Annotated in this window: 18 protein-coding genes and 3 tRNA genes; 15 read left to right on the top strand and 6 right to left on the bottom strand. The window is 71.5% G+C overall.

The features are described from left to right. Window positions 1-5 precede the first annotated feature (5 nt). The 5 genes from ACSUPV_RS16475 (at window position 6) to ACSUPV_RS16455 (ending at window position 5,243) form a co-directional block, all read left to right on the top strand. Window positions 6-1,580, top strand: coding sequence for a complex I subunit 4 family protein (locus ACSUPV_RS16475; RefSeq protein ID WP_037763612.1), 1,575 nt, complete (start codon window positions 6-8; stop codon window positions 1,578-1,580). Further along, window positions 1,577-3,100: an NADH-quinone oxidoreductase subunit N gene (locus ACSUPV_RS16470; protein WP_031118819.1), complete on the top strand. Its 1,524-nt coding sequence runs from the start codon at window positions 1,577-1,579 to the stop codon at window positions 3,098-3,100. The genes ACSUPV_RS16475 and ACSUPV_RS16470 overlap by 4 nt, the downstream gene beginning before the upstream one ends. Before the next feature lie 260 nt (window positions 3,101-3,360). Next, window positions 3,361-4,224 (top strand): zinc metalloprotease HtpX, encoded by an 864-nt coding sequence (gene htpX / locus ACSUPV_RS16465; protein ID WP_359784828.1) that lies wholly within the window; start codon window positions 3,361-3,363, stop codon window positions 4,222-4,224. After that, a complete protein-coding gene (locus tag ACSUPV_RS16460) occupies window positions 4,221-4,613 on the top strand; it encodes a YccF domain-containing protein (protein ID WP_031118817.1) in 393 nt (130 codons plus the stop codon). The genes htpX and ACSUPV_RS16460 overlap by 4 nt, the downstream gene beginning before the upstream one ends. A 363-nt stretch (window positions 4,614-4,976) precedes the next feature. Beyond that, a complete protein-coding gene (locus ACSUPV_RS16455; RefSeq protein ID WP_030234067.1) occupies window positions 4,977-5,243 on the top strand; it encodes a GlsB/YeaQ/YmgE family stress response membrane protein in 267 nt (88 codons plus the stop codon). Window positions 5,244-5,359: 116 nt separating this feature from the next. Here ACSUPV_RS16455 and ACSUPV_RS16450 read toward each other — a convergent pair whose 3' ends face one another. Then, window positions 5,360-5,848, bottom strand: a complete 489-nt coding sequence (locus ACSUPV_RS16450) for a YajQ family cyclic di-GMP-binding protein (protein ID WP_031118816.1) — start codon at window positions 5,846-5,848, stop codon at window positions 5,360-5,362. Window positions 5,849-6,067: 219 nt separating this feature from the next. Between ACSUPV_RS16450 and ACSUPV_RS16445 the strand changes: the two genes are divergently transcribed. Next, window positions 6,068-6,149 (top strand) — tRNA-Tyr (locus ACSUPV_RS16445). Window positions 6,150-6,481: 332 nt separating this feature from the next. On the opposite strand, the gene ACSUPV_RS16440 is transcribed toward ACSUPV_RS16445, so the two are convergent. Both ACSUPV_RS16440 and ACSUPV_RS16435 read right to left on the bottom strand, forming a co-directional pair. Further along, entirely contained in the window at window positions 6,482-7,147 is a 666-nt protein-coding gene (locus ACSUPV_RS16440) for an aldo/keto reductase (RefSeq protein WP_436947734.1), read from the bottom strand. 39 nt (window positions 7,148-7,186) lie between these two features. Beyond that, complete coding sequence (locus tag ACSUPV_RS16435) at window positions 7,187-7,375, bottom strand: MmyB family transcriptional regulator (RefSeq protein WP_436947733.1); 189 nt, start codon at window positions 7,373-7,375, stop codon at window positions 7,187-7,189. A gap of 31 nt (window positions 7,376-7,406) precedes the next feature. On the opposite strand from ACSUPV_RS16435, the gene ACSUPV_RS16430 reads away from it, so the two are divergent. Further along, on the top strand, window positions 7,407-7,619 hold the full coding sequence (locus tag ACSUPV_RS16430; protein ID WP_031118814.1) for a hypothetical protein: 213 nt from the start codon (window positions 7,407-7,409) through the stop codon (window positions 7,617-7,619). A 30-nt stretch (window positions 7,620-7,649) separates the two neighbouring features. On the opposite strand, the gene ACSUPV_RS16425 is transcribed toward ACSUPV_RS16430, so the two are convergent. After that, window positions 7,650-8,306, bottom strand: coding sequence for an SDR family oxidoreductase (locus ACSUPV_RS16425; protein WP_031118813.1), 657 nt, complete (start codon window positions 8,304-8,306; stop codon window positions 7,650-7,652). A 109-nt stretch (window positions 8,307-8,415) separates the two neighbouring features. Continuing rightward, the gene (locus ACSUPV_RS16420) at window positions 8,416-9,675 is read right to left on the bottom strand and encodes an amidohydrolase family protein (RefSeq protein WP_436949906.1); all 1,260 of its coding nucleotides are present in this window, start codon (window positions 9,673-9,675) and stop codon (window positions 8,416-8,418) included. A 238-nt stretch (window positions 9,676-9,913) separates the two neighbouring features. Between ACSUPV_RS16420 and ACSUPV_RS16415 the strand changes: the two genes are divergently transcribed. The 8 genes from ACSUPV_RS16415 to ACSUPV_RS16380 all read left to right on the top strand — a co-directional run bounded on the left by ACSUPV_RS16415 (window position 9,914) and on the right by ACSUPV_RS16380 (window position 14,752). Further along, window positions 9,914-9,986, top strand: a tRNA-Thr gene (locus tag ACSUPV_RS16415). 45 nt (window positions 9,987-10,031) lie between these two features. Then, window positions 10,032-10,104, top strand: a tRNA-Met gene (locus ACSUPV_RS16410). 89 nt (window positions 10,105-10,193) lie between these two features. Then, a complete protein-coding gene (rpmG, locus tag ACSUPV_RS16405) occupies window positions 10,194-10,358 on the top strand; it encodes a 50S ribosomal protein L33 (protein ID WP_003948671.1) in 165 nt (54 codons plus the stop codon). A gap of 100 nt (window positions 10,359-10,458) precedes the next feature. Next, on the top strand, window positions 10,459-10,911 hold the full coding sequence (locus ACSUPV_RS16400; RefSeq protein WP_031118811.1) for an FAS1-like dehydratase domain-containing protein: 453 nt from the start codon (window positions 10,459-10,461) through the stop codon (window positions 10,909-10,911). Window positions 10,912-10,919: 8 nt separating this feature from the next. Beyond that, window positions 10,920-11,348, top strand: a complete 429-nt coding sequence (locus tag ACSUPV_RS16395) for a MaoC family dehydratase (RefSeq protein WP_031118810.1) — start codon at window positions 10,920-10,922, stop codon at window positions 11,346-11,348. Between the two features lie 124 nt (window positions 11,349-11,472). Next, the gene (locus ACSUPV_RS16390; protein WP_031118809.1) at window positions 11,473-12,039 is read left to right on the top strand and encodes a TetR/AcrR family transcriptional regulator; all 567 of its coding nucleotides are present in this window, start codon (window positions 11,473-11,475) and stop codon (window positions 12,037-12,039) included. Between the two features lie 100 nt (window positions 12,040-12,139). Continuing rightward, on the top strand, window positions 12,140-13,576 hold the full coding sequence (locus tag ACSUPV_RS16385; protein ID WP_436947732.1) for an MFS transporter: 1,437 nt from the start codon (window positions 12,140-12,142) through the stop codon (window positions 13,574-13,576). A gap of 120 nt (window positions 13,577-13,696) precedes the next feature. Continuing rightward, window positions 13,697-14,752, top strand: a complete 1,056-nt coding sequence (locus ACSUPV_RS16380) for a UDP-N-acetylmuramate dehydrogenase (protein ID WP_037763633.1) — start codon at window positions 13,697-13,699, stop codon at window positions 14,750-14,752. 316 nt (window positions 14,753-15,068) lie between these two features. Here the strand turns inward: ACSUPV_RS16380 and ACSUPV_RS16375 are convergent, their stop codons facing one another. After that, window positions 15,069-16,100: an adenosine deaminase gene (locus ACSUPV_RS16375; RefSeq protein ID WP_359784841.1), complete on the bottom strand. Its 1,032-nt coding sequence runs from the start codon at window positions 16,098-16,100 to the stop codon at window positions 15,069-15,071. Between the last annotated feature and the right edge of the window lie 32 nt (window positions 16,101-16,132).

Below are 16,132 nucleotides of genomic sequence, written 5' to 3'. Positions count from 1 at the left end.
CAGGCGTGATCGATATCAACGAGTCCGTGATGCAGTTCCTTCTGGCATTCGTCGTCGTCGGCCCGCTCCTCGGCGCCGCCGCGGCTCTCCTGCCGGCCCCGCCCGGGCTGAAGGGGAAGTCGCCCGAGCAGGCCGTGCTCCGGCACGGCGTCACCGTCACCGGCGCCGTCCTCATCGCAGCGGTCGTCCTCGCGCTCGGCTTCGACCACGACCAGCCGTCGAAGATGCAGGCCAGCACCGACATCAGCTGGATCCCCGCACTCGACGTACGCATCCACCTCGGCATCGACGGCATCTCCCTCCCCCTTCTGGTCCTGACCGCGCTGCTGACCTTCCTCTGCGCGCTCTACTCGTACTTCAAGATGCCCGCGGGGCCGACCCCGAAGGCCTTCGTCGCCCTGCTGCTCGTCCTCGAGTCCGGCACGCTGGCCACCTTCGCCGTCCTCGACCTGCTGCTGTTCTTCCTGGCCTTCGAGATGGTCCTCATCCCGATGTACTTCCTCATCGCCCGCTGGGGCGGTGAGGACCGGAGCCAGGCCGCGTGGCGGTTCATCCTCTACACGCTGCTCGGATCCGTGGTCATGCTGCTCGGCCTGCTCCTGATCGGGATCAAGGCGGGCACGTTCGACATGATGGCACTCGCCACTGACAACGGCCGGTCGCTGACCACATCGGTGCAGGTCATCGCCGTTCTGGCGATCGGGATCGGGCTCGCGGTCAAGACGCCGATGTGGCCCCTGCACAGCTGGCTGCCCGACGCCCACACCGCCGCTCCGACCGTCGGCTCGGTCCTGCTGGCCGGCGTCCTGCTGAAGATGGGTACGTACGGATTCGTCCGGATCCTGCTCCCCATCGCACCGGACGGCTTCCGCACCTTCGCGCCCTACCTCGCCGCCCTGGCCGTCGTCGGCATCATCTACGGATCCCTCGCCTGCCTGGCCCTCGCCAAGCAGGGCGCGAAGGGCGACCTGAAGCGCCTCATCGCCTACTCCTCCGTCGGCCACATGGGCTTCGTCCTGCTCGGCATCTCGACCATGACCCCGACCGGCGTGAACGGCGCCCTCTTCGCCAACATCGCCCACGGTCTCATCACCGGCCTGCTGTTCTTCCTGGTCGGAGCCCTGAAGGACCGCACCGGTACCACCGACCTGGACACCCTCGCCGAGGAGACCGGCGCCGCGCTCTACGGCAGGGCCCCGCGCCTCGGCGGCCTGCTCGCGTTCGGCGCGGTCGCCTCGCTCGGTCTGCCGGGCCTGGCCGGCTTCTGGGGCGAGATGCTGGCCCTGTTCGGCGCGTTCCAGCCCGCCGAGGGCCTCAACCGTGCGGCCTTCCTCACCTTCATGGCGATCGGCGCGTTCGGGACGCTGCTGACGGCCGCGTACCTGCTGATCGTGGTCCGCCGCGTCTGCATGGGCGCCCTGCCCCAGGACGCCCCCCGGCTCACCGACGTCCGCTCGTACGAGTTCGCGGCGTGGACCCCGCTCGTCGTCCTCACCGTCGTCGCGGGCCTGTGGCCCAAGGCCCTCCTCGGCCTGAGCGACCCGGCCGTCCAGCAGCTCCTCGCAGGAGGCACCCGATGAGCTCCCCGGCCCAGCCCCTGGCCGCGTCGCTGGTCCAGTCCGTCGACTGGCTGGCGATCGCTCCGCCCACCCTCGCGGCGGTCATCGGACTGGTCGTCCTGGTCGCCGACCTGTTCGTCGCCGAGCACCGCAAGGCGCTCCTCGGCTGGACGTCGGTGGCGGGCCTGGCAGCCGCCACACTGATGCTGCTGCCCCTCCTGGACGGCGACCGCAGCACCTTCTGCCTGACCGGCGACGCGGCCGTGTGCAGCTACACGGCGGACCGCTTCACCCTGGTCATCCAGTTCCTGGTGCTCGGCGGCGCCCTCCTCGCGGCCCTCCTGTCGGTCACCGCCCTGAAGGACGCCCGCAAGGGCCTGCCCGAGGGGGAGTACTGGTTCCTGCTGCTGTCCTCCGCGGCCGGGGCGGCCCTCCTGCCCGCCTCCCGCGACCTCGCGACCCTGATCGTCGCCCTGGAGGTCGCGTCCCTGCCCGCCTTCGCGCTGGTCGGACTCAGGTACGGCGACCGCAGGTCCTCGGAGGCGGCCCTGAAGTTCTTCCTGTCCTCGGTCACCGCGACCGCGGTCAGCCTCATGGGCATCAGCTTCCTGTACGCCTCCACGGGCACCCTCTACCTCACCCAGATCGCCGACCGCATCCAGAACGTCGACGGACAGCTCCACACGCTCGCCCAGACCGGCGTCGTCCTCACCCTCGTCGGCTTCGCCTTCAAGACCGCCGCCGTGCCGTTCCACTTCTGGGTCCCGGACACCTACGTGGGCGCGCCCCTGCCCATCGCCGCCTACCTGTCGGTCATCGGCAAGGCGGTCGGCTTCAGCGGCCTGATCCTCGTCACGGTCGTCGCCCTGCCGTCGTACGCCGACGTCTGGGGCCCCGCCCTGGCGGCCCTGGCCGCGCTCACCATGACCGTCGGCAACGTCGGAGCCCTCCGCCAACAGGCCACGCGCGCGTACAGCGCGGTTCGCCTGCTCGCCTGGTCCTCCGTCGGGCAGGCCGGCTACCTGCTGGTGCCGATCGCGGCCGCCGCGTACTCCGGGGACGCCGAGAAGTCGATCGGCTCCACCGTCGCCTACGCCCTGATGTACGGCGCCGTGAACCTGGGCGCCTTCGCCGTGGCCGCGCTCGTCGGCCGGACGAAGATCCTCAACCGCGTCGCCGACTACCGCGGCCTGTACGCGTCGAGCCCGCTGTCCGCGCTGCTCCTGGCGTTCTTCCTGCTCTGCCTCGCCGGGCTGCCGCCGGGCATCATCGGCCTCTTCGCCAAGGTCACCGTCTTCTCGGCGGCCGTCGACGCCGGCCTCGGCTGGCTGGCCGTGGTCATGGCCGTCAACGTCGTCATCGCGCTGTTCTACTACCTCCAGTGGACGGCCCTGCTCTTCCGCGCCCCCGAGGGCGAACCCGAGAAGCACCGCGTGCCCGCCCCGCTCACCGCCGCGATCGCCCTGACCGGCGTCCTCGGCATCGCCCTGTCCGGGGCGCCCCAGCTGGTCCTGCGCTTCACGGACACCGGCCTCTTCTGACCCCGGTCCGACCCGGCGCGGTCACACCGGTCGCGCTTTCACCACGCGCGTGTGGGCACTCGGTCCCGCACGCGTGCGTGGCGCGCCCGCAGCCGTCACCCGTACGGTCCACGGCCGGCCCCGCGCGCACAAGGGAACTAGTGCCTCTCGCCTGGCGTTGACCAGTACGGGAGGGTCCACTGGACGTGACACCACGACACCGGTGGCACCGCGAGACAGCAAGCAAGGGTCCCCCTGCCGCACCACTTGGAGGGCGTACCGTGCACCGCCGGCACAACGGGCTCAGGACAGCAGTCCTCCTCGGAGGACTGTCCGCACTCATCATCGTCATCGGCAGCTTCTTCGGCCGCATGGGGCTCGTCATCGCCGTCCTGGTAGCGCTGGCCACCAACGCGTACGCGTACTGGAACAGCGACAAGCTGGCGCTCCGCGCGATGCGCGCCCGCCCGGTGAGCGAGTTCGAGGCCCCGGGGCTCTACCGCATGGTCCGCGAGCTCTCCACCCAGGCCCGCCAGCCCATGCCACGCCTGTACATCTCGCCGACGGAGGCGCCCAACGCCTTCGCGACGGGCCGCAATCCACGCAACGCCGCCGTGTGCTGCACCGACGGCATCCTGCGCCTCCTGGACGAGCGCGAGCTGCGCGGCGTCATCGGCCACGAGCTCAGCCACGTCTACAACCGCGACATCCTCCTCTCGTCGGTCGCCGGCGCCCTCGCCTCCGTGATCATGTTCCTGGTCAACTTCGCCTGGCTGATCCCGATCGGGCGCTCCGACGACGATGACGGCCCCGGCCTGCTCGGCATGCTGCTGATCATGATCCTGGGCCCGCTCGCCGCCTCCCTCATCCAACTGGCCATCAGCCGCTCCCGGGAGTACCAGGCGGACGCCTCCGGCGCCCAGCTCACGGGCGACCCGCTCGCCCTGGCCAGCGCCCTGCGCAAGCTCGAACTGGGCACGAAGCAGCTCCCGCTGCCGCCCGAGCCCCGTATCGAGACCGCCAGCCACATGATGATCGCGAACCCGTTCCGCCCCGGTCAGGGCCTCTCGAAGATGTTCTCCACACACCCGCCGATGGCGGACCGCATCGCCCGGCTCGAGAAGATGGCAGGTGGGAATCAGTGAAGACCATCCTCAACGTCATATGGCTCGTCTTCAGCGGCTTCTGGCTGTTCCTCGCCTACATGCTGGCGGGCCTGCTCCTCTGCATCACCATCATCGGCATCCCGTTCGGCGTCGCGGCCTTCCGCATCGGCGTCTACGCCCTGTGGCCCTTCGGGTACACGACGGTCGAGCGCCGGGACGCGGGCGCCCCGTCCTGCGTCGGCAACGTGCTGTGGCTGGTCCTCGCGGGCTGGTGGCTGGCCCTCGGCCACATCGCCACCGGCATCGCCCTGTGTGTCACGATCATCGGCATCCCGCTGGGCATCGCCAACTTCAAGCTGATCCCGGTCTCGCTGCTCCCGCTGGGCCGCGACATCGTACGGACGGACGAGCCGTTCGCGGTGCGCTGACGCCGCGCCGAGGCAGCCCGGTATCCGAGCAGTTGCCGCCCCGAGCCACAGCCGGCACCCGCAACACACGCCGACCGGGCCGGACTTCCCCTCCCGCACGGGCAGGCACGCCGCAAGGCCCTTGACCGATGCCGGCCGTGAATGCCGGAGGTGAGCCACGCGCCACACCCCGCTGATCAGCGCAACCGGCGGTGACCCCCGGGACGTCCTACACGGCAAGACGGCGTGACCGCGCGCGGGCAACGACGCACACGGGACGCCCGACGTACGGCGCACGAGCACGGCCTGCCGGGAGCGAGATCCGGGAGCAGGATCACAGGGCCGGGACAGTGCGGGCACAGCGTGAAAGGGCAGGTTCACGGCATGACCATCATCAGCTGGATCATCCTGGGACTGTTGGCCGGAGCCATCGCGAAGTTCCTGCTGCCGGGGCGCGACCCGGGCGGCCTCATCGGCACGACCCTGATCGGCATCGCGGGTGCGTTCATCGGCGGCTGGATATCGGCCCGCTGGATGGACCACCCGATCACCAAGGACTTCTACGACGGCACCACCTGGGCCGCGGCGATCGGCGGATCGCTCGTCCTCCTGATCGCCTACCGCCTCCTGTTCGGCCACTCGCGCGATTGAGCCGCGCGGAACCGCGCACACGGACCGCGGCCAGCAGGCGAGAAGGGTGGGCACCGGCAGGTGCCCACCCTTCCTCGTACCCGTGCAGAGCGTGGAGCCCAGGGACCCGAGCGGGCCTACCTGTAGTTCACGAACTGCATCGCGAAGTCGAAGTCCTTGCCCTTCAGCAGGGCGATGACGGCCTGCAGATCGTCACGGCTCTTGGAGCTGACCCGCAGCTCCTCGCCCTGCACCTGCGCCTTCACGCCCTTCGGGCCCTCGTCGCGGATGGTCTTCGCCACCTTCTTCGCGTTCTCCTGGGAGATGCCCTCCTTGATGGACGCGAAGATCTTGTACTCCTTGCCGGAGAGCTGGGGCTCACCCGCGTCCAGGGCCTTCAGCGAGATGCCCCGCTTGATCAGCTTGGACTGGAAGACGTCGAGGACAGCCTTCACCCGCTCCTCGGAGTTCGCCTCCATGAGGATCTTCTCACCGGACCACGCGATCGAGGCGCCCACGCCCTTGAAGTCGTAGCGCTGCGAGATCTCCTTGGCGGCCTGGTTGAGGGCGTTGTCGACCTCCTGCCGCTCGACCTTCGAGACGATGTCGAAACTGGAGTCGGCCATGTCCTGTGGCTCCTTGTATCGGGGTGCGTGTCGTGCGTACCGGCGTACGTGGCGGCCGCCGGGCCCGTTCAGGTCCCTGGCCGCATCCGGACAAGCCTAGCCACCCCCCGCCCTCCGGGCGCCGATCAATCGGGTGGCGAAGCACCCCTGCGCATCGGGTATTGTTTACGTCGTTGCCACGGAGCGCCGCCGGAAAGCGGCTCGCCGGGCAGCTACCCCGGCGGTGTGCCCGAGCGGCCAAAGGGAGCAGACTGTAAATCTGCCGGCTCAGCCTTCCCAGGTTCGAATCCTGGCGCCGCCACACGGGAAACGAAGGGCCCGTGACCTGCGAATACAGCAGGTCACGGGCCCTTCGTCATGCGGTCGTGAGATCACCTTGCGAGCCTCTCGGCGGAGGGGCGTCACGTCCACGGTGATCAGCCGTGCCCGTGCGGGCGCGCTCCTGGAACTCCGCCTTCGCCGCCTCGTCGCAGCCCCTTCGGGATCTTCCGGATCCGGCGTCCACGGGGGACGGCACAGCCACGCCGCGGACACCGGCCCGCTCGGCCACAAGCGGCGGCTCGGCAACGGAACCGGGCCCGGTGGACAGCGCGGCGTGACGAAGATCATAAAGGTGCTCGCCCGGGCGTGCCGTCAGCGTCGGCGGGCCTCCGGCTGCAAGGCCGGATTGACGAAGCTGCTGTCGGCCGGGTTGATGACCGTGCCGGGCGTGACGAGTTCGTCGATGCGGTCCAGGACCGCGGCGTCGAGGGTCACGTCGGCCGCGGGCAACTGCGTCCGAAGGTGCTGCAGCGTGCGCGGGCCGATGAGGGCGGAGGTGACCGAGGGGTGGTTGAGTGTGAACGCGATGGCCATCTCGATCAGCGTCATGCCGTTGTCCTCGGCCAGCCGGGCGAGAGCCTCGGTCGCCTCCAGCTTGCGCTGGTTGACCGGCAGGGACATGTCGAAGCGGTCGGCCAGTCGCTGCCGGGCCGGGGAGGGGGTCGGCAGGTCGGCGTCCTGGCGCCAGCGGCCGGAGAGCCAGCCGCCTGCCAGCGGGCTGTAGGTGATCACTCCCATGCCGTGCCGGGCGGCGGTGGGCAGGACGTCGGCCTCGATGCCGCGCACCAGCATGGAGTACGGCGCCTGCTCGCACACGAACCGCTCCAGGCGCCGGTCGTGAGCGGCCCACTGAGCCTCGACGATCTGACTGCCGGGGAAGGTGGACGAGCCGAGGTAGCGGACCTTGCCCTGGCGCACCAGGTCCGTCAGGGCGCCCAGCGTCTCGGAGATGTCGGTGTCGGGGGAGGGCCGGTGCACCTGGTAGGGCAGGAACCCGACCGGTGTCAGTGCCCGGTGTCAGTGCTCGGTGTCGGCCCGTGCAGCGGGCTCGGTCTCGTGGTTCGGGGCCGCCCAACTGGCGAGGAGGCGCAGGGCGTCCGCGGTCGGCGTTCCCGGATCGGCGCTGTAGACGGTGAGGGACAGGCCCTCGTCGCCGGGCAGGTCGAGGGTCTCGTGGACCAGCGCCAGCTCAGGACGGAGAGGCATGCCCGGCCCGTCGGCGCGGCACACTGACCCCATGTCCACCCGCCGCAGAGCCTGCCCCGAGTGCCGCCGAGAGATCGCCGTCGTCGCCGGGCGGTACGCGCGGCACGACCCGCCCGGCGCCCGCGAGCACGGCGAACTCACCTCGTGCCCGGGCTCCCGCCGCCAGGCCCGCCCCGGCCCGGAGCAACCGTCCCTGGACGGCTACGCGGTGCCGGAGTTCCCGGGCCAACTGCCCCTGTTCTAGGCGCTCCCGCTGTGCGGGGCGCCCCGAACCTCAGTTCCCCGCCACCGACTTCACCGCCACCGACACCGGCGCCGAACCGCTGATCAGCTCCAGGGTGAGCCCGGCCGTCGCGGGAGTGTCCGCCAACTCGGCCAGGACGGCGGCCACGTCCTCACGCGGGATCGGCCCCCGGCCCGTGTGCGCCTCCAGGCGGACGAGGCCGGTGCCTGCGTCGTCGGTGAGCCGGCCGGGGCGCAGGATCGTCCAGTCCAGGGCGTCCAGGCCGCGCACATACGCGTCCGCCTCACCCTTGGCACGCAGGTACACGTCGAAGATCTCGTCGCCCTCGTGCTCCGGGTCGGCCCCCATGGACGACACGATCAGGAAGCGCCGCACGCCCGCCTTCACCGCCGCGTCCGCGAAGAGGACCGCCGCGGCCTTGTCCACCGTGTCCTTGCGGGCCGCCCCGCTGCCCGGGCCCGCGCCTGCCGCGAAGACCGCCACGTCGGCGCCCCGCAGCCGCTCCGCGACCTCGTCCACGGACGCCGACTCCAGGTCGAGCACGACCGGTTCCGCACCGGCCTGCCGCAGATCGTCGGCCTGCTCGGCCTTGCGGATGATCCCCGCTACCTCGTCCCCGCGCGCGGCGAGCAACCGCTCCAGCCGCAACGCGATCTGACCATGACCACCAGCGATGACAATGCGCATGCCTTCGACCGTACGCCCGGACAGCCCCGTCCGCCGCACGACTTGGACCACACCCCGCCACGGCCCCTACGGCCCCCGGCCATGACCCGTACGCCCCCCGCCACGGCCCCTACGACACCTCGCCCCGCCCCTGCCGTGGCAGCCCCAGCTCCACCGAGGCCGTCGAGCTGCAGTACTCCCGCACCGCGCTGGTCCGCGCCACCACGCGCCCCCGGTGCACGACCACCCTGCTGTACGCCAGCGACAGCGCCCCCGCCAGCCGGTCCCCGCGTACCGCCAGCAACTCGGCCGGGAAACCCGCCTCCACCCGCACCTCGGGCAGCCCCAGCACCGCCCGCGCCGATGAGCTCACCGTGTCGTACGCCTCCTCGGGCGCCAGCCCGTACCGCGAGGCCAGCAGGAAGGCCGCCTCCAGCGGGTCACCGCGCCCCACCGGGTTCGACACGTCCCGCAACGCCCCGCTCCCGGCGGCCACCCGCACCCCGGCCGAGCGCAGCAGCCGCACGGGAGCCGCCCCCCGCCGGTCGACACCGCCGCAGCCGCCCTGCGGCAGGCACACCACCGCCACCCCGGCCGCCGCCAGCTGGTCGGCCGTACGCGAGGCCACCTCGGACGGAAGTCGGCCGAGGTCCCCGCACGGGCTGAGCGTCACCCCGGGACGCAGCCCGCCCGCCATGGCCGCGAGCCGGGCCAGCCGCGCCGGATCCCCCGCGTCCGTGTGCAGGTCGACGGGGCAGCCGTGCTCGGAAGCCACCTCCAGGACCGCCTCCACGTACCCCGCGGGATCGGGGTCGAGGTCGGGCCGGCCGCCCACCACCGAGGCGCCCATCTTCACCGCGTCCCGCAGCACCGCCAGCCCGTCCGCCCCGGCCACCCCGGTCAGCACCCGGGGCATCGCCACCGTCGTCAGCTCCGCGAGCCCGCGCAGCGCCCGCCGCGCCCGCAGCACCGCCGCCAGCGCGCCCAGCCCCTGGACGTCTCCCACGCGCACGTGCGCCCGCACCGCCGTCGCGCCGTGCCCGAGCTGGAGCAGCGCGGCCTCGGTCGCCCGGCGCTGGACGTCCTGGGGCTCGTACGAGACCGGCCCCTCGGCGTCTGCCGACAGGGCGGTGTCTGCGTGCGCGTGCGGTTCGGCCGGGGCGGGCAGCAGCAGGTAGCCGCTGAGGTCCACCCGCGCCCCGCACGCGCGCGTGCCGCCCGCCGCCAGGCTGCCGGCCGTGCCGACGGCCTCGATGCGCCCACCGCCCAGCCGTACGTCCACCGTCCTGCCGTCGGTGAGCCGCGCCCCGCACAGCAGCAGCGAGGACGCGTCGGCCGGACCCGGCGAGGACGACGAGGGCTGGGGTGGCTGCGGCTGGCTGTCGGGCATCGCGCTCCAGGGGCTCGGGCTGCGCACGCGAGGACGCATGATCACTCAGAGTGAGTCGAGCCTAGGACGGCCTCCCGCCCGTCGCGGGGAGGAGCGCAATAGTCGTACCGGTGTGGTCCGCCGTGCGGGAAGGGAGGCACGCACGGGCCGGCTGGGAGGACGGTCCGGGCGCGCGGGCGGGGCGCCTCGAAACGGATTTGGGTGAACGGCGGCGGACCGTGTAATGTCTTCATCGCTCGCCCCAATAGCTCAGTCGGCAGAGCGTCTCCATGGTAAGGAGAAGGTCAACGGTTCGATTCCGTTTTGGGGCTCTGGTGTGAACGGCTCCCGTCGCGAGGCGGGACCGACCACATCAAAGCGGTGTAGCTCAGTCGGTAGAGCAAGCGGCTCATAATCGCTGTGTCACCGGTTCAAGTCCGGTCACCGCTACTCTCAGTAGCCGATTGCGGGGTCGGTCCTTCGATCGGCTACTCTTCTTGCGTTAATCAGAATCAATCCGTTCGTCAAGGAGCACTCACGTGGCTGCCACCGACGTCCGCCCGAAGATCACGCTGGCCTGCGTGGAGTGCAAGGAGCGGAACTACATCACCAAGAAGAACCGGCGTAACAACCCGGACCGTCTTGAGATGAAGAAGCACTGCCCGCGTTGCAACGCGCACACCGCGCACCGCGAGACGCGATAAAACAGGCTCGTACGCGAGGCCGCTCCCGAGTGATCGGGGGCGGCCTCGCGTCGTTGAATGACTCGTACCGTTCAGTAGCGCAACCAGGAGGTGCCGGGCCATGGCGCTCGACCAGTCCTTCGTGGGGCGGACGTACCCGCCCACCGAGCCGTACGAGGTGGGCCGGGAGAAGATCCGCGAGTTCGCCGAGGCGGTCGGGGACGCCAACCCGGCGTACACGGACGCGGAGGCCGCCAAGGCGCTCGGTCACCCGGACGTCATCGCCCCGCCGACCTTCGTGTTCTCGATCACCTTCAAGGCGGCCGGCCAGGTCGTCCAGGACCCCCGGCTCGGCCTGGACTACAGCAGGGTGGTGCACGGCGACCAGAAGTTCGCCTACCGCCGTCCGGTCCGCGCCGGCGACCGGCTCACGGTCACTTCGACCATCGAGGCGATCAAGTCCCTCGCGGGCAACGACATCCTGGACATCCGCGGTGAGGTCCACGACGAGGCCGGCGAGCACGTCGTGACCGCCTGGACCAAGCTCGTGGCCCGCGCGGCCGAGGAGGCGTGAGCGATCACATGACGGCGAAGATCTCCTACTCCGACGTCGAGGTCGGCACCGAACTGCCCGCGCAGACCTTCCCCGTGACCCGCGCCACCCTCGTCCAGTACGCGGGTGCCTCCGGCGACTTCAACCCCATCCACTGGAACGAGAAGTTCGCCAAGGAGGTCGGCCTGCCGGACGTCATCGCGCACGGCATGTTCACCATGGCCGAGGCGATCCGCGTGGTCACCGACTGGGTCGGCGACCCCGGCGCGGTCGTCGAGTACGGCGTCCGCTTCACCAAGCCGGTCGTCGTGCCCAACGACGACAAGGGCGCCGAGATCGAGGTCAGCGGCAAGGTCGCGGCCAAGCTCGACGACAACACGGTCCGCGTGGACCTGACGGCGACCAGCGCCGGGCAGAAGGTGCTGGGCATGTCGCGGGCGGTCGTACGGCTGGCCTGAGGCCGGACACGAGGTACCGAGGTAAGGGGCGCTCTTCATTGCGGGGCGCCCCTTACGTGTCGGTGGAGGGGGATGGATGGACCTGCGCTTGACTTGGTTAGTGATTGAGCACTAACTTAGCCGCATGGTCAGGATGAGTGCGGAGGAGCGACGCGAGAGCGTCATCCGCGCGGCGACAACCGAGTTCGCCCGCGGCGGCTACCACGGCACGTCGACCGAGGCGATCGCCCGGCGCGTCGGGGTCTCGCAGCCGTACCTGTTCCGGCTCTTCCCGGGCAAGAAGGCGATCTTCCTGGCGGCGGCGGAGCGCTGTGTGGAGGACACCATCCGCACCTTCGCGGAGGCATCCGAGGGCCTGCACGGCGAAGAGGCCCTGCACGCCATGGGGAACGCCTACACCAAGGTCATCGAGGAGCGGCCCGAGCGGCTCCTGATGCAGATGCAGATGTACGTCGCCGTGAAGGCCGCCGAGGAAGAGGGCGACCACGAGTTCGGCGAGTCGGTGCGGGCCGGCTGGATGCGGCTGTGGGACACCGTCCATCTGCCGCTCGGGGCCGACGCCGCCGAGACGACGCAGTTCATGGCGTACGGGATGCTCATCAACTGCCTCGTCGCCATGGGATTCCCGCCCGAGCACCGCGTCTGGGAGGGCATGTACCCCTCGGCGCGCGCCAAGGGGCTGCAGCACTGACCTGTGAAGGCGCCTGCGCTGCGCCTTTCGATGTCCGCGAAAGTTAGTAATCAATAACTAATCGATCATCGCAGAGACACCACACACTCCTGGGGGAGCGATGTCACAGCAGACCGCACGCCGCGGGGGAGCCGTCTGGGCCCTCGTGATCACCAGCGTCGCCGGGTTCATGGCGGCCCTGGACAACCTCGTCGTCACCACCGCCCTGCCCTCCATCCGCGAGGACCTCGGCGGGGCCCTGCACGACCTGGAGTGGACCGTGAGCGCCTACACGCTCACCTTCGCCGTGCTGCTGATGTTCGGCGCGGCCCTCGGCGACCGCTTCGGCCGCCGCCGCCTCTTCCTCGCCGGACTCGCCGTCTTCACCGGGGCATCGGCGGCGGCGGCCCTGGCGCCCGGCATCGACTCCCTCATCGCCGCCCGCGCGGTGCAGGGCGCCGGAGCCGCGGTGATGATGCCGCTGACGCTCACCCTGCTGACCGCGGCCGTGCCCGCCGCCAAGCGGGGCATGGCCTACGGCATCTGGGGAGCCGTCAACGGACTCGCCGTCGCCTCCGGGCCACTGGTCGGCGGCACCCTCACCGAACACATCTCCTGGCAGTGGATCTTCTGGCTGAACGTCCCGCTCGGCCTGGCCCTGCTGCCCCTGGCCCGCCTCCGTCTCGCCGAGTCCCACGGCACCGGAGCCCCGCTCGACATCCCCGGCACCCTCCTCGCCAGCGGCGGCCTGTTCGGCATCGTCTACGGCCTGGTCCGCGGCCCCGCCGACGGCTGGACCGGCGGCCTGGTCCTCACGGGCCTGTTCGCGGGTACGGCGCTGCTGACCGGCTTCGTCCTCTACAGCGCCCGCGCCAAGAACCCCATGCTCCCGATGCGACTGTTCCGCTCCCGGGCGTTCTCCGGCATCAACGCGGCGAGCCTGCTGATGTTCCTCGGCATGTTCGGCTCGATCTTCCTGCTCAGCCAGTACATGCAGGGCGTCCTCGGCTACTCGCCCACCGAGGCGGGCCTGAGGATGCTGCCCTGGACCGGCATGCCGATGCTCGTCGCGCCGATCGCCGGCATCCTGGCCGACCGCGTCGGCGGCCGCCCGGTCGTCGCAGCGGGCCTCTTCCTCCAGGCCCTGGGCCTCGGCTACATGGCGGTCGTGGCCACGGCGGACGCCTCCTACGCCGCCCAGTTGCCCGCCCTGATCATCAGCGGCATCGGCATGGCCCTGTTCTTCGCGCCCGCCTCCCACCTGGTCATGTCCAGCGTCCGGCCCCAGGAGCAGGGCATCGCGTCCGGAGCCAACAACGCCCTGCGCGAGGTCGGGGGAGCGCTCGGCATCGCCGTCATGGCGTCGATCTTCGCGGCCCAGGGCGGCTACGAGACCGGCCAGACCTTCGTCGACGGCATGCGGCCCGCCCTGGTGACGGGCTCCGCGGTGGTCGCCCTCGCGGGCGTCGCGGCCCTGCTGATACCGACCCGCCGCCGCACGGAACGAGAGCCGGCCCCGGTGGAACCGGCACCCGTACTGGAGACGGCCGCCCGCTGACCCTCAGCCGATCCCTCTGCCCTGGAAGCCACCACGCGCGCGTGCGGCCCCGTTCCCCGCGAACGGGGCCGCACGCACGCGTGCCCGGCGCCGTCAGTGCCGTCTCGTACTCTTGAGCCCGTGCAGGAACTCCACGACGCCCCCCTCGCCCCGCTGACCACCTTCCGGCTGGGCGGCCCCGCGACCCGGCTGATCACCGCGACGACCGACGACGAGGTGATCGCCGTCGTCCGCGCAGCCGACGAGGCGGGCACCCCACTGCTGCTCATCGGCGGCGGCTCGAACCTGGTCATCGGCGACAAGGGCTTCGACGGCACGGCCCTCGTCATCGCCACGAAGGGCTTCTCCCTCGACGGCACGAAGCTCGAGCTCGCGGCCGGAGAGGTGTGGACCGACGCCGTCGCCCGCACGGTCGAGGCGGGCCTGGCCGGCATCGAGTGCCTGGCCGGCATCCCCGGCTCGGCGGGCGCGACCCCCATCCAGAACGTCGGGGCGTACGGCCAGGAGGTCTCCTCGACGATCACCGAGGTCGTGGCATACGACCGCCGGACCGGCGAGACGGTCACCCTGGCCAACGAGGACTGCGCCTTCTCCTACCGTCACAGCCGCTTCAAGTCGGACCCCGAGCGGTACGTGGTCCTGCGCGTCCGCTTCGCCCTGGAGGACGCCGGCGGCCTCTCCGCGCCCCTGCGGTACGCCGAGACGGCCCGGGCGCTCGGCGTGGAGGCCGGCGACCGCGTCCCGCTCGCCTCGGCCCGTGACACGGTGCTCAAGCTGCGCGCCGGCAAGGGCATGGTCCTGGACCCCGAGGACCACGACACCTGGTCGGCCGGGTCCTTCTTCACCAACCCGATCCTCACGGACGCGGACTTCGCGGTGTTCCGCGCGCGCGTGCAGGCGCGGCTCGGCGAGGGGGTGGAGCCTCCCGCGTACCCCGCCGGCGAGGGGCACACCAAGACCTCCGCGGCCTGGCTGATCGACAAGGCGGGCTTCACCAAGGGCTACGGCGACGGTCCGGCGCGCATCTCCACGAAGCACACGCTGGCGCTGACGAACCGGGGGAGCGCGACGACGGAAGACCTCCTCGCCCTGGCCCGTGAGGTCGTGGCCGGGGTCCGGGAGGCGTTCGGGATCACGCTGGTGAACGAGCCGGTGACAGTCGGGGTCAGCCTGTAGCTGCCCGGCGTTGCCGCTGGAGCCGGGTGGGCGCGCAACCCGGCGGCGCGGGGTGCCTCCCCCAAGCTCTCGGCTTCGCTCGAGCAGGGGGGACCCCCACCGCCCACCCGTGCCGCCCTCAGCGGCACGATCGCCCGCAGCTAGGCGGGACGGGCGCCCCGCCCGCAGCGGTTGGCGCGTCAACGGGGAGTCAGTCGGCACGCAAGTCGATCGCGCCGTTCCGAGGACGGAGACCCCCCGGCGCGGCCCCGACCCACCACCCGGCGGGAAGGCGAAGGCGCGCACCCCCACCGCACCCGCACAGGCCGCCGCAGCACTACGACACCAGCCAGTCATCCACCCCCGCCAGCAACTCCTCCTTCACCCCCTCCGGCGCCGCCGACCCCCGGATCGACTGCCGCGCCAGCTCCGCCAGCTCCGCGTCCGTGAACCCGTGATGCAACCGCGCGATCTCGTACTGCGCGGCCAGCCGCGACCCGAACAGCAGCGGATCGTCCGCGCCCAGCGCCAACGGCACCCCCGCCTCGAACAGCGTCCGCAGCGGCACGTCCTCCGGCTTCTCGTACACCCCCAGCGCCACGTTCGACGCCGGACACACCTCGCACGTCACCTGCCGGTCCGCCAGCCGCTTCAGCAACCGCGGATCCTCCGCCGCCCGGACCCCGTGTCCCACCCGGTTCGCACCCAGGTCGTCCAGACAGTCCCGCACCGACGACGGCCCGGCCAGCTCACCCCCGTGCGGCGCCGACAGCAGCCCGGCCTCCCGCGCGATGCCGAACGCCCGGTCGAAGTCCCGCGCCATGCCCCGCCGCTCGTCGTTCGACAGGCCGAAGCCGACAACGCCCCGGTCCGCGTACCGCACCGCCAGTCGCGCCAGCGTCCGCGCGTCCAGCGGATGCTTCATCCGGTTCGCCGCGACCAGGACCCGCATCCCGAGCCCCGTCTCCCGCGACGTCGTCTCCACCGCGTCCAGGATGACCTCCAGCGCCGGGATCAGACCCCCCAGCCGAGGCGCGTACGACGTCGGGTCGACCTGGATCTCCAGCCACCCCGACCCGTCCCGCAGGTCCTCCTCCGCGGCCTCCCGCACCAGCCGCTGGATGTCCTCCGGCTCCCGCAGGCACGAGCGCGCCGCGTCGTAGAGCCGCTGAAAGCGGAACCAGCCCCGCTCGTCCGTCGCCCGCAGTCTCGGCGGCTCACCGCCGACCAGCGCGTCCGTCAGCGCGTCGGGCAGTCGCACGCCGTACTTGTCGGCGAGTTCCAGCACGGTCGAGGGCCGCATCGAACCGGTGAAGTGCAGGTGCAGATGGGCTTTCGGCAGCTCAGAGACATCACGTACACGCTCCATCCCAGGATCCTGCCGTACGCCTCAGCCGTCCC

It is taken from the genome of Streptomyces sp. SudanB52_2052, assembly GCF_964272415.1.
In the GTDB taxonomy this organism is placed as follows: Bacteria; Actinomycetota; Actinomycetes; order Streptomycetales; family Streptomycetaceae; genus Streptomyces; species Streptomyces olindensis.
The sequence above is the reverse complement of the archived record's forward strand: the minus strand, read 5'-3'. Positions and strand labels throughout refer to the sequence as shown.